This is a genomic window from Streptomyces sp. NPDC088747, assembly GCF_044751025.1.
Classification (GTDB): Bacteria; Actinomycetota; Actinomycetes; order Streptomycetales; family Streptomycetaceae; genus Streptomyces.
On record NZ_JBIVKZ010000002.1, the window covers coordinates 292713 to 305304 of the forward strand.

Annotated in this window: 9 protein-coding genes, 1 tRNA gene and 1 pseudogene; 6 read left to right on the forward strand and 5 right to left on the reverse strand. The window is 69.1% G+C overall.

Annotated elements, in window-relative coordinates; all coding sequences use genetic code 11:
* Positions 1 to 290: 290 nt before the first annotated feature.
* A complete protein-coding gene (locus ACIP79_RS05750; protein ID WP_401219806.1) occupies positions 291 to 1124 on the reverse strand; it encodes a helix-turn-helix transcriptional regulator in 834 nt (277 codons plus the stop codon).
* A gap of 101 nt (positions 1125 to 1225) precedes the next feature.
* On the opposite strand from ACIP79_RS05750, the gene ACIP79_RS05755 reads away from it, so the two are divergent.
* The 5 genes and pseudogenes from ACIP79_RS05755 to ACIP79_RS05775 all read left to right on the forward strand — a co-directional run bounded on the left by ACIP79_RS05755 (position 1226) and on the right by ACIP79_RS05775 (position 7750).
* Positions 1226 to 1933 (forward strand): SDR family NAD(P)-dependent oxidoreductase, encoded by a 708-nt coding sequence (locus tag ACIP79_RS05755; RefSeq protein WP_401219809.1) that lies wholly within the window; start codon positions 1226 to 1228, stop codon positions 1931 to 1933.
* Positions 1934 to 2041: 108 nt separating this feature from the next.
* Positions 2042 to 3391 carry an FG-GAP repeat domain-containing protein gene (locus ACIP79_RS05760; RefSeq protein WP_401219812.1) on the forward strand — a complete coding sequence of 450 codons (1350 nt, stop codon included), beginning with the start codon at positions 2042 to 2044 and terminating at the stop codon, positions 3389 to 3391.
* Between the two features lie 188 nt (positions 3392 to 3579).
* Positions 3580 to 5076 (forward strand): annotated as a pseudogene (locus tag ACIP79_RS05765) (FG-GAP and VCBS repeat-containing protein).
* 161 nt (positions 5077 to 5237) lie between these two features.
* Positions 5238 to 6671, forward strand: a complete 1434-nt coding sequence (locus tag ACIP79_RS05770) for an FG-GAP-like repeat-containing protein (RefSeq protein WP_401219814.1) — start codon at positions 5238 to 5240, stop codon at positions 6669 to 6671.
* A 53-nt stretch (positions 6672 to 6724) separates the two neighbouring features.
* Positions 6725 to 7750 (forward strand): Yip1 family protein, encoded by a 1026-nt coding sequence (locus ACIP79_RS05775; RefSeq protein ID WP_401219817.1) that lies wholly within the window; start codon positions 6725 to 6727, stop codon positions 7748 to 7750.
* A gap of 97 nt (positions 7751 to 7847) precedes the next feature.
* Here ACIP79_RS05775 and ACIP79_RS05780 read toward each other — a convergent pair whose 3' ends face one another.
* Both ACIP79_RS05780 and dcd read right to left on the reverse strand, forming a co-directional pair.
* Positions 7848 to 8345, reverse strand: coding sequence for a phosphoribosyltransferase (locus ACIP79_RS05780; protein ID WP_401219819.1), 498 nt, complete (start codon positions 8343 to 8345; stop codon positions 7848 to 7850).
* Positions 8346 to 8359: 14 nt separating this feature from the next.
* On the reverse strand, positions 8360 to 8935 hold the full coding sequence (dcd, locus tag ACIP79_RS05785; protein ID WP_401219821.1) for a dCTP deaminase: 576 nt from the start codon (positions 8933 to 8935) through the stop codon (positions 8360 to 8362).
* Positions 8936 to 9494: 559 nt separating this feature from the next.
* Here dcd and ACIP79_RS05790 point away from each other — a divergent pair.
* Positions 9495 to 9568, forward strand: a tRNA-Gly gene (locus tag ACIP79_RS05790).
* Between the two features lie 283 nt (positions 9569 to 9851).
* Here the strand turns inward: ACIP79_RS05790 and ACIP79_RS05795 are convergent.
* Both ACIP79_RS05795 and ACIP79_RS05800 read right to left on the reverse strand, forming a co-directional pair.
* Positions 9852 to 10454 carry an ASCH domain-containing protein gene (locus ACIP79_RS05795; RefSeq protein WP_401219824.1) on the reverse strand — a complete coding sequence of 201 codons (603 nt, stop codon included), beginning with the start codon at positions 10452 to 10454 and terminating at the stop codon, positions 9852 to 9854.
* Entirely contained in the window at positions 10451 to 12532 is a 2082-nt protein-coding gene (locus ACIP79_RS05800; RefSeq protein ID WP_401219826.1) for a GNAT family N-acetyltransferase, read from the reverse strand. Before ACIP79_RS05800 ends, ACIP79_RS05795 begins: the two co-directional genes overlap by 4 nt.
* Positions 12533 to 12592 lie beyond the last annotated feature (60 nt).

The window sequence follows — 12592 nt, forward strand, 5'->3', positions numbered from 1 at the left end:
GTCCCGTCAGGGCGTACGGCCGCTGCCGTCAGGGCGCCCGACCGCTGCCGCCAGGGCGGACGGAGGCTCCCGTCAAAGGCGTACGCGAGGCCCCCAGGGCGTACGGAGCCTCCCTCAGGGACGCGCCTCGACCCCTTCAGGGACACACCTTCGCCCGGTCGGTGACGCACCCCGGACCCGTCAGGGGCACACCTTCGCCCCGTCAGGGACGCACCCCGGACCCGTCAGGGACACACCTTCACCCCGTCAGGGACGCACCCCGGACCCGTCAGAGCGCACGCGAGGTCTCGTCAAGGCGTACTCAGCGTCTGCGTCCCCAACACCCCCACCAGCGCCAGCCGTTCGGCGTCCGCCGTGCCCGGCTCGGCCGTGTAGATCATGATCCGCAGATCGCTGCCGGCGACGCTCAGCACGTCGCAGTCCAGCGTCAGGGGGCCGACCTGGGGATGGTCGATGGTCTTGCGGGAGGCCTCGGGCCTGCCCACCGCTCCGGAGTCCCACAGCTCGGCGAACCGGGCGCTGTTCGCGCGCAGTTCGGCGATCAGCCGCCGCAGTCGCCGGTCCGCCGGATAGCGGTTGGCCGTCGCGCGCAACTCGGCGACCTGGGTGGCCTCCAGCGTGCGCAGCCCCTCGGGGGTGTGACGTACGCGGCTGCCCGAGCCGAGGAAGTTGCGCCACACGGCGTTGCGCTCGTCGCCCTGGTACTCGCCCATCAACGCCACGTACAGCGGGTTGGCCAGCAGCAGCGTCCACGCCGCGTCGGAGACCGCGACCGGCGTCCCGGTCAGCCTGTCCAGCATCCGCTGCACGCTCGGCGTGATGTACGCGGGCACGGTGCCCTTGCCGGGCGGTACCAGGCCGGCGACGTGGAACAGGTGCTCGCGCTCGGCCCCGGACAGCCGCAGCGCCCGGCCCAGCGCCTCCACGACCTGCTCAGACGGGTTGGCCGCCCGGCCCTGTTCGAGGCGGGTCACGTAGTCGACCGAGATCCCGGCCAGCAGGGCCAGCTCCTCGCGCCGCAGCCCGGCCGCGCGCCGGTGGCCGCCGAGGGGCAGCCCGGCCGCCTCCGGTGAGGCCCGGTCCCGCCAGCGCCGCACCAGATGCCCGAACTCCGTGGTCGCCATACCTCCACTGTGCACCGCCCCGCTCGGATCGTCCTGGTACTGGCAGTCCCAGGAAGACGGGACGCCTGGCTGACCGCGCCGCCGCGGCGCACCGTGGAGGCATGACAACGACACTGATCACCGGAGCGAACAAGGGTCTCGGCTTCGAGACCGCCCGCCGCCTCGTCGCCGAGGGCCACACCGTCTACGTCGGGAGCCGGGACGCCGAACGCGGACGGGCGGCCGCCGAGCGGCTCGGCGCGCGGGCGGTCCTGCTCGACGTCACCGACGACGCCTCCGTGGCCGCCGCGGTGAAGACCGTCGAGGCCGACGGAGGGCTGGACGTGCTGATCAACAACGCCGGGGTCGAGGAGCGGGGCGACGGCAACGCCGTGATCGGCGCCGCCGACGTGACCGCCGACCTGATGCGGTCGACGTTCGAGACGAACGTCTTCGGCGTCGTGCGCGTCACCCACGCCTTCCTCCCGCTGCTGCGCGAGTCCGCCGCCCCGGTCGTGGTGAACGTGAGCAGCGGCCTGGGCTCGATGGCCCGGATCACCGCCCCGGACACCCCGACGTACGCCTACCCGGGCGTCGCCTACCCGGCCTCGAAGACCGCGGTCAACCTGATCACCGTGCAGTACGCGAAGGCGTTCCCCGCCATGCGGATCAACTGCGTCGAGCCCGGCTACACCGCGACCGACCTGAACGGCCGTACCGGCGTCCAGACCGTCGAGCAGGGCGCCGAGATCATCGTCCGGATGGCCCTGACCGGCCCCGACGGACCCACCGGCGGCTACTTCGACGTCAACGGCCCGATCCCCTGGTGAGCCCCACGTGACCCACCCCGCACGTCGCTCCCCTTAACTCGCCGCCGCAACACCGGCATCATGTGCAGGTTGTTGCTTTCGACGGTCTGTTCGAGATGGATGGTGCGCGTGCGAATAATCGGGCGACGAAACGGGAGACCGGGCGGGCACGGAGTACGCACGACGGCCGCCGGGCTCGGCGGCGTCCTGCTCCTGGCGCTCCTGACGGGGTGTGCGGGAGAGGGCGACGGCGGCTCCGAGCCCGACGCCGCCGGCGACCCCGTCGTCGCCGCCAAGGCACCTGCCCGGCTCCCCGTACCGCGTGGCAAGGGCAGCGCGACGCCGGACGACTTCAACGGCGACGGCCACCCCGACCTCGTACTGAACGACCTCGTCAAGGGCCCCGACGACACCCACGGCGACGACGCGGGCATCGGTGTCGTGTACGGATCGGTCCGCGGCCTCACCCCCGGCGCGCGCCAACTCCTCAGCCCCACCAGCCAGGCGGCCCCCACCGACGGCCAGCTCCCCGCCGTCTTCGACGCGGAGGCGAGCGCCGACCTGGACGGCGACGGCTTCACGGACCTGGTGGTCTCCACCGACCCGCCGTACGACGGACAGGGCATGCCCCCCGTACCCCTCCAGATCCTCTTCGGCTCCCCCTCGGGCCTGACCGGCAAGGCGGTCAAGCTGACCATCCCCGCACAGGCGCGGGACGGCAACGAGTGGCCCGACCAGCCGGTCCCCGGCGACTTCGACGGCGACGGCGCGACCGACCTCGTCGTCCACGCCTCCAACGGCCAACTCAGCTACCTGCGCGGCCCGTTCACCCGCAAGGGCGCCCCGCGCGCGGCCGGCGCCCCGCTCGCCTCCCCAGGCAACGTGCCGACCGGGCCCGCTGCCGACGTGAACGGCGACGGCCGCGACGACCTCCTCGTCCGTACGGCGGAGGGCACCGCGGAGTCCGCGATCGTGCTCGGCGGCCCGGAAGGCCCCACCCGCACCGGCGCCGCCCTGCCCACCGGTATCGACGTCGCCCTCGGCGACTTCGGCGAGGGCAAGGCGCTGGACGCGGCGGTCGGCGCGATGGGGGAGACCGCGCTGCGCTACGACCTGCCCACCGCGGCCCGCGGCACCGTCGCCACCGCAGGCTCGGTGCTCCACTCCGGCGACTTCGACGGGGACGGCCTGAGCGAACTCGTCTCCAGCGGCTCGCAACTGCGCCTGCTCCGGGGCCGTACGACCGGTCTGTCCACGGCGGGCATGGTGACCGTACGCCCGCCCGCCCAGGGCACCACCCGTGTCCTCACCGTCGCCGACTTCACCGGCGACGGCCACGCGGACCTGGTCGTACGGACCTACCCGGGGGAGACGAAGGACACGGTCGCCCTGTACCCGGGCGGCGACCGGACGGGCCTGGTCGCCCGGAAGCCGACGATCACCTTCTCCACCTCGGAGTTCCTCGGGATGGACTCCTGACCCTCCGCCCCGGCAACCCCAAAAGTTAACCGAACACACGTACAACCCTCACGACCCGCCGCAGGTCTCCTGTTCGCCGACCCGCCCACCCAACCCCGTTACGACGCGCGGAAGTTGTGGGCGGCCGGCACCCCGTTCGACCACGGATGCCCGACCGGCGTCCACCGCCTGCCGCAGGAGACCCCCGTATGCACACGCAGCACCCGCACGCCGTGAGACTCGCCCTCGCCACGGTCACGGCGGCCGCCCTCACCGGCGGTCTGCTCACGCTCTCGGCGGCGACGGCCACGGCCGCGGACTCCTTCAGGGTGGCGAAGGCCGACTTCAACGGCGACGGTGTCGGCGATGTCCTCGCCTCGGCCCACGGCGCCAACGTGAACGGCCACAAGAACGCCGGCCAGATCGTCGCCCTCTACGGCGGCGCGAGCGGCGCCACTTCCGCGAGGCACTCCACGATCAGCTAGAACACCGCCGGAGTCCCCGGCACCGCGGAGGCCGGGGACGGCTTCGGCGCCGAGTCGGCCTACGCCGACTTCAACGGCGACGGCTACGACGACCTCGCCGTGTCGGCCCCCTACGAGAAGAACGGCACCGACACCGACGGCGGCGCCCTGGCCGTCCTCTGGGGCTCGGCGCGCGGCCTCACCGGCAAGGGCGTGACCATCGCAGACCCGGCCCCGTCCGCACACGACTTCTGGGGCAACGACCTGGCCGCGGGCGACTTCGACGGCGACGGCAGGGCCGACCTCGCGGTGGGCAGCTCGTCCAGCACGATCTACGTCTACAAGGGCGGCCTCACCACCGCGGGCGCTCCCGGAATCGGCCGGTCCACCGTCAAGCCGCCGATCTCCCCCGGCACCGGCGGCAGTCCCCACGGCCCGCTGAACCTCACCGCGGGCGACGTGAACGGCGACGGCCGCACCGACCTGGTGGTCGACGGCTTCGAGACGCGGACCCAGTACGGCTGGAACACCAACTACTTCGTGCCCGGCACGGCGACCGGCCTCAAGGCCGCCTCCGCCAAGACCCTCGGCCCCGGCATCGTCACCGCCATCGGTGACATCAACGGCGACGGCTTCGGCGACATAGTCAGCGGCGCGGGCTGGGAGAGCAGACTCAGCGACGGTACGACCGTCCCGGGCGCCTCGAACGGCGGCCGGGTGAACATCACCTACGGCTCCGCGTCCGGCCCCGGCGCGACCGCCGCGATCAGCCAGAACACCGGCAAGGTGCCCGGTACCTCGGAGAAGAACGACAGCTTCGGCTGGGACCTCGACATGGGCGACGTCAACGGCGACGGCTACCAGGACGTGGTCGTCTCCACCCCCAACGAGGACATAGGCAGCGCCGCCAACACCGGCACGGTCACCGTCCTGTACGGCACCGCCAACGGTGTGAAGACCGACGGCGGCGCGCAGCTCTTCGCCCAGAGCACGGCAGGCGTCCCGGGCGCCGACGAGAAGAGCGACCTCTTCGGCGCGGACGTCAAGCTCGACGACGTGAACGGCGACGGCAGGGCGGACCTGATCGTCGGCTCGTACGAGAACAGTGCCAAGGGCGCGATCACCTATCTGCCCTCCAACGGTACGAAGATCACCACGACGGGCTCCCGCACCATCGCCCCGAGCGCCCTCGGCGTACCGACGACGGGAGCGGCACAGCTCGGCGCGGTCTTCGCCGACTGATTCCTTCGCCGCGCACGCCGGGTCCGTACGGACGCGCCGCGCACGCCGGGTCCGTACGGACGCGCCGCGCACGCCGGGTCCGTACGGACGGGCCCGGTGTGCCCCTTTTCCTTTCCCCCTTCTCCTTTCCCCTTCTTCCTTTCCTTCCGCGGAGCCCCATCTTGCGCAAGCGCACCCTTCTGCTGGCCGCGACCCTGACGACCGGCCTGCTCACCACACTCCCCGCCACCACGGCCGCCGCCGCGCCCTCCGGCCTGTCCGGCGACTTCAACGGCGACGGCTACCGCGACCTGGCGATCGGCGCGCCCCTGGCCAAGGTCTCCGGCAAGTCCGGCGCCGGCTACGTCGCGGTCGTCTACGGCACCGCGAGCGGCCTCGACACCGCCAAGCGCCAGGTGTACAACCAGGCCACCGCCGGCGTCCCCGGAACGCCCGCGTCCTTCGAGTATTTCGGCGACCGCCTCACCACCGGCGACCTCGACGACGACGGCTACACGGACATCGTCGTCGGCGTGCACAGCGAGGGGGCGGGCTCGACCGGCGGTTCGGGCGTCATCACCGTCCTGTGGGGCGGCGCGACCGGCATCAAGGGCTCCAGCAACATCACCTCGCCCCTTCCCGGCAACCGCCAGGAGCTGGGCTGGTCCATCGCCACCGGCGACTTCGACGGTGACGGCGACACCGACCTGGCCGCCGCCAACCTGGCCTCGCCCGAGCTGAACATCTTCAACGGCCCCATCTCCCGCAAGGGCAAGGCGACTTCACGTGTGGGCATCGACACGCTCACGCAGACCGGCATCAACACCGACAAGATCGTCGCGGGCGAGGTCAACGGCGACGGCAGGACGGACCTGCTGGTCATGGGCCAGGAGGAGACCGCCTCCGGCTACCCGACCCGCAGTGTCCTCTACACCGGCTCGGCCACCGGCCTCAAGAAGGGCAAGAAGGTCGCGGGCGGCTACACGGCCACCATCGCCGACGTCGACAAGGACGGCTACGGCGACATCGTCACCGGCAACTTCCTGGAGAAGTCCGCGGAGGCGCCGCACGGCGGCCTGGGCGGCGCGATCACGCTGACGTACGGCGCGGCGGGCGGCCTCAGCACCCGTACGCCGGTCCGCATCACCCAGGACACCGCGGGCGTCCCCGACACCGCCGAGAAGGGCGACGGCTTCGGCTTCAGCCTGTCGTCGGGCGACACCAACGGCGACGGATACGCCGACATCGCGGTCGGCGTCGAGAACGAGAGCATCGGCTCGGCGAGGAAGGCCGGCATCGTCGTCGTCCTGCGCGGTTCGTCCGCCGGCCTGACCGGACCCGGCGCCAGGTCCTTCTCCCAGAACACCGCGGGGGTCCCTGGCGCCGCCGAGTCCCTGGACTTCTTCGGCTCCGCCGTCCAGCTCACGGACGTCAACACGGACGGCCGCGCCGAACTGGTGGCGAGCGCCGTCAACGAGAACACCGGCGACGGCGCCGTCTGGACCTTCAGATCCACCACCTCCGGCCTCACCGCGTCCGGCTCCAAGACCTTCGGGAGCACGACGCTGGGCGGACCGTCGGGCGACGCCTACTTCGGCGACGTACTCGCGGACTGACGGTTCAGGGGTGGGGGCCGGTCCCTTTCCCCACCCCTGAGAGCCCTTAGGGGATGTCACAGCTCAGCCGCAAACCCGTGCCCGCAAGGCCCGGTCCGGCACATCACTCTCCGGGAACAGGTACGTTCGATTACGTGGCTGGATTCAGGATCGGACGCAGCGGCCGGGACAACCGGGGCCCGCAGGGGCGACCGCAACAACAGCAACCGTCGTACGGGCAACAGGCTCCGCGACCTCCCCAGGGAGGCCAGCAGCCGCCGTACGGCTACCCGCCCGCGCCGCCTCAGCGCCAGCAGCCGTACGGCGGGCAGGGCGGTGGGCAGCAGGGCGGCTGGCCCCAGAGTGGGAACGGCGGTGGCGGCTACGGAGGTGGCGGCTACGGCGAGCCGGAGTACTTCGGTGACGGGCACCCGCAGCAGGGCCCCGACCCGTACGCGGCGAACCAGCCCGGCCACACCCAGGCCTTCTCGATCGACGAGGACCACTACAACCAGGGCGACACCTACCGTGCCGGCCAGGCCTCGGCCCCGCCGGTCGGCCCGCGCCTGCACTGGAAGGACCTGCTGAAGGGCGTCATCACCCGCCCCAACCAGACCTTCCTCCAGATGCGGGACTACGCGATGTGGGCCCCGGCCCTCATCGTGACGTTCCTCTACGGCCTGCTCGCCGTCTTCGGCTTCGACGGGGCCCGCGAGGACGCGATAAACGCCACCCTCTCCAACGCGATCCCGATCGTCCTGACGACGGCCGTCGCGATCGTCCTCAGCACCTTCATCCTCGGCGTGGTCACCCACACCCTGGCCCGCCAGCTCGGCGGCGACGGCGCCTGGCAGCCCACGGTCGGCCTCTCCATGCTGATCATGTCCCTCACGGACACCCCGCGCCTGGTCGTCGCCATGTTCTTCGGCGGCGACGAGTCCTTCGTCCAGCTCCTCGGCTGGGCCACCTGGATCGCCGCGGGCGCCCTCCTGACCCTCATGGTCAGCAAGTCCCACGACCTCCCCTGGCCCAAGGCCCTCGGCGCCTCGGCGATCCAGCTGATCGCGATCCTGTCGATCATCAAGCTGGGCACGTTCTAGGTCACGCAGCGGGACGGCGGTACGCGCAGGACGAAGGCCCCGGTCGAGCGTTTCGACCGGGGCCTTCCCCATCCACTCCCACTCCCGCTCGCGCCCGCTAGGCGTCGAGAACCTGCCGGGCCCGCTTCACGACGGGCGGCTCGACGCTCCACGGAAAGTTGATCCACTCGTCGGTCCGCTTCCACACGTACTCGCACTTCACGAGTGACTGGGGCTTCTCGTAGATCACGGCGCTGCGGACCTCGGCGACGGCGTCGACGCAGAAGTCGCGGACCAGCTTGAGCGTCTTGCCGGTGTCGGCGACGTCGTCGGTGATCAGGACCTTCTTGTCGGAGAAGTCGATGGTGTCGGGGACGGGCGCGAGCATGACGGGCATGTCCAGGGTGGTGCCGACGCCCGTGTAGAACTCCACGTTCACGAGGTGGATGTTCTTGCAGTCGAGGGCGTAGGCGAGGCCGCCGGCGACGAAGACGCCGCCGCGGGCGATGGAGAGGACGATGTCGGGCTCGTACCCGTCGTCGGCGATCGTCTGGGCGAGCTCACGGACGGCGACGCCGAACCGCTCGTAGGTGAGGTTCTCGCGCACGTCGCTCACGCCGCCGCCCTCGCTCATACCTGGGTCCGGTGGAAGTTGAGGAAGGAGCGGGACGCGGTCGGCCCGCGCTGCCCCTGGTAGCGGGACCCGTACCGGTCGCTGCCGTAGGGGAACTCGGCCGGCGAACTGAGCCGGAACAGGCAGAGCTGCCCGATCTTCATTCCCGGCCAGAGCTTGATGGGGAGCGTCGCGAGGTTCGACAGTTCGAGGGTGACGTGCCCGGAGAACCCGGGGTCGATGAACCCGGCGGTGGAGTGCGTGACGAGCCCGAGCCGCCCGAGCGAGCTCTTCCCCTCAAGCCGGGAAGCGAGATCGTCCGGCAGCGAGATGACCTCGTACGTGCTGGCGAGGACGAACTCCCCCGGGTGCAGGATGAACGGCTCGTCCCCTTCGGGTTCGACGAGCCGCGTCAGATCCGCCTGCTCGACGGACGGATCGATGTGTGGGTAGCGGTGGTTCTCGAACACCCGGAAGAAGCGGTCGAGCCGCACGTCGACACTCGACGGCTGCACCATGGATTCGTCGTACGGATCGATCCGCACCCGTCCGGCATCGATCTCGGCCCGGATGTCCTTGTCTGAGAGAAGCACGCCCCGAGGATACGCGGGGACTGTCTGCAATCGCGCACAGTCCCCCGCGCCTCACCCACGGCCGACCGCCAACTACCGGTGACCGCCGCCGACTACCGCTGATTATCACCCATTACCGCCGGCTACCGCTTCTGCCGGTTACCGCTTCTCGAGCGCGACCGGTACGACGTTCCGGAGCCGCGCACATCGCGGGCACCGGATCAGCCGGCCGGGGCCGAGCCGCTCGGCCTGCTGCATCGGGAACGAAGTGGTGCTGAACACGTGCCCTTCGGCACAACGGACGACGGTGTGCTCCATCAAGTCCTCAGAGTCCCTTCCCCAAGAGCCGCGTCTGACTGACGACGAATCCCCACATTACGGGACGAGCGGGATGCCCCTCCAGGAGGCACTCCGGTCGAGCGCAGACCCTCTTCCCCGCCCCCACGGTACGCCCCAACTCCGGCGCCCCGCAGCCGCGTCCCCTCCCTGAAACGCACCCTGACCCCACGGCTTCAGCGCCGGGGGCCAGGCATGAGGTAGAGTGAGCGGGCATTCGACACCGGTTCAACCGGCGTCTTACGCGGGTGTAGTTTAGTGGTAGAACATCAGCTTCCCAAGCTGAGAGTGCGAGTTCGATTCTCGTCACCCGCTCCATTTGAAGCCCCCAGGTCGATGACCCGGGGGTTCTTTGTTGTCTAGTCCAATTTGGGAGCGGCGCCCCTCCGCGTGCCCTAAGTCGACTCGAAGCGGCCACATCCAGAACCCCGGGCCGCCATGCACTACCACTCCCACCTCGGACGTCTCAAATACTGAGACGTATTTCATGTGACCCGCACCACATAAGGGTGCTCTTTAGGTTAAGTCGCATACGCAAAAGCCCAGTTCACTGATCCGCCGAGCCGCTCTCGCCATTCGAACCGATGATCAGTCTGGTGCTCTACGACGTCGGCCCCACCAGCAGGACAGCGGAGCGGAGCGTCGAGTGCCCGTTCTGGCTGCCAGAGTTTGACCGCAGTGACTTACGCACGGCTCCGCCCGCCGCTCGCGTTGTGGAAGCAGCGGAGACAGTCGGATTCGCTCCGGTGAGCCGATCAAGTAGGACGTCAGCCATGACATGCCCGGTGACCAAGCCCCGGAGGGTGTCTTCAACGATGTAGCGGTAGCTCTGCGGGGGGTGGAAGGTGCCACCGGCCCGAAGGTGGGCCAGCGGCACCGGTTCTTCCAACCGTTCAGGGGCATCCAGCACGAGCGCCGACGCCTGGGCTGCACCATCCATGTAGGTGTCGTACTCGGCACGGCTGATCCCAGTTTTGGAACGATGCCGCTTCCACACCTCGGCGGGAGATGCGGTGTCGACGCGAGCAACGCGAGCAGTGCCGACGAGTGCCATGACCGGCGAGGTGGCGTAGAGGATGACCTGCGTACCAGGGGGGACTGCCACTCTCTGGCGACGGAGTTCTACCGACTTGCGCCCATCCAGGATCGAAGTCGCGAAGCGTGGGTGCAGAGATAGCAGGAGGGCGCGTTCTGAGTCGGTCACCGTGCGGATCGGCCTTCCTCGTAGATGGCTTGGAACAGGGTGGACGAGATCTTGAAAACCGACTGTACGTTGAGGGTGTGACTCTGGTGGCGGGCTAGCTGCTTAAGTCGCTTGAGCGGAACGAAGTTCGGAAAGATCTCCGTGTCGGAAAAGCGGATGGCTCGGGCCTGGTCGTGGCCTTCGCAGTGCTTCAGGATGTCCGCGAGATTCCATACACCCAAGTGCTGGTAGCGCTGGTGGAGCTCGGGGATGCCATCGACAACAGTGGCGTCGAACCGTGAGCAGGCGATTACCGATGACAGGGTGAGCGTCCGGTCAGTGCTGGCGTACCAGAGGATGCGGGCGGGGACCCTCTCGCCGCTGGAGCGAGCGGCGCGGTAGTAGACGTGCTCGCGGCTGAGCCCCAGCTGGTCACTGCGGGCCAAGAGCCCTTCAGGGACGCCGAAAAGGTCGTAGGCGTACTTCGGCTTGATCGGCACGAGGAAGGTCGGCAACTCGGCGTCAGTGATCTTCAGTGGCCACCAGGCCCGCTCAACGGCTGACGCCGCAGCCGCCGGCAGAGGAGCTTGTAGACGGGGCAGCTCAAGACCGAACTGCCTGGCAAGGGTGGCCGCATGCTCATCGACGGTCTTCGTGTCTGCAACCTTGTCCAGAACGAAGGCGATCAGATCGTCTCCGAGGGGCTGAAACCCATCCTCCTGGGCTGCGGCACGTACCGTGGACGGCAGATACGGATCGGTCAGCCGCAGTACCTCGGCGCCGACGGTCCGGCAGTGTTGACGCAGCAGGAAAAGGATCTGCCGGGCGATGGTCTCGCTCAGCACATGTCCATCAACGACACGTAGCAGCGGCACTTGAAGCTGCTCCTGTCCTCCCCCATGGCAGTACGTGGCGAAGAGCTGCCCCTGGTCGTCCACGATCTGCTGGCGCTCCCACCTGGCTGGCTGAGCTGCAAGCTCGCGTAGACGCGATCTGAAGGCATTCAGACGCTCACCGCCGGGTTTGTCGAGAAAGATCAGCTGCTCCTGCTCCCGGCCTGCCGCAACGGCCCTCGTTGTGTAGGAGGTACCGAGGAGACGGCCCGGCTGATACAGCTGCGCACGCCTCAACTCGTCGAGATGCAGAACGACGTCCGAGGGCCGCAGGATGCGGACGTTGCAGACCTGCTGGGCGGCCTCGGAAAGCCGCAGGAAGTTGTCGTCGCGGGTGACGACGTACGGGACGCCGGCCGCCCCAGCCTCAGCCACATACCTGAGGTCCGAGAGGTCATTCGGCTTAACGGGCAGCGTGATGCCTAGCTGCTCTCGGGCAGCGGTAATCAACTGGGGCACGAACTGGTCTGCCAGCTGCCTGTCGGATCGAGGGCGTTTGTACGTGGTCGAAATACGCAACTGACTGCGCCGGTCGGTCTGGTCTGGGATCTTGCCGATCTCAGCCACTAGCTCAGGCAGGACCACCAGCTCGACGAGCCCAGTCAGCCACTCCGCTCCAAGAGCCTGAGTCTCCTGTGAACCATTCCGGTTGTTGGCCGCGTGAAGGTCGGCGAACACGTTGCAGTCCATAGCGACGGTGAGTAGGGCCGTCGGCTCCAAGTCGGTGAACAGATCCGCATGACCGTGGTCACGCCACCACACAACGAGCGGTTTGGGATTCTTGCCGCGGCCATCAACCTCATCGCGGGGCTCGAAGCCGAGCTTCAGCCACATCTGCTCGTAACCGTAGTCCTTGCGGCACCTCAAGATGATGCCGAGACGGTCCTGGTGCCGACGAGTGATCTCGTCCACCAGGAGTCGGGCTACCCCACCACGCCGCTTACTGGGATCGACGCAAAGGTGAGTCAGACGGATGCGCTGCCCTGGAAGCCCGTACAGGGCATAGCCAACGAGGCCTGGGCCAGCTACGGCAGCTAGCAGGCGGTTCTCTTCGGCGGCTTGTTGGTAGACCGCCGGTGGCAGAAAGCCGAGCTTGCTCCTGAAGCGATCACCCAAGGCGACAATGGAGGCTAGTAGTTCGGTGTTCTGGGGGCTGACGGGGCTGATGCGTATTGCGGCGCCGTTTGTGGCCTCAGAGATCTGCACCGCCCAAGTCTGACCCTATTTCCCTTATGGCGCCACGGAGTTGGGATCGCCCAGCAATGT

Excerpts from the sequence above, each read along its gene's own strand:
- ACIP79_RS05750 (WP_401219806.1), bottom strand. The coding sequence starts at position 1,124 with ATGGCGACCACGGAGTTCGGGCATCTGGTGCGGCGCTGGCGGGACCGG.
- ACIP79_RS05755 (WP_401219809.1), top strand. The coding sequence starts at position 1,226 with ATGACAACGACACTGATCACCGGAGCGAACAAGGGTCTCGGCTTCGAG.
- ACIP79_RS05775 (WP_401219817.1), top strand. The coding sequence starts at position 6,725 with ATGTCACAGCTCAGCCGCAAACCCGTGCCCGCAAGGCCCGGTCCGGCA.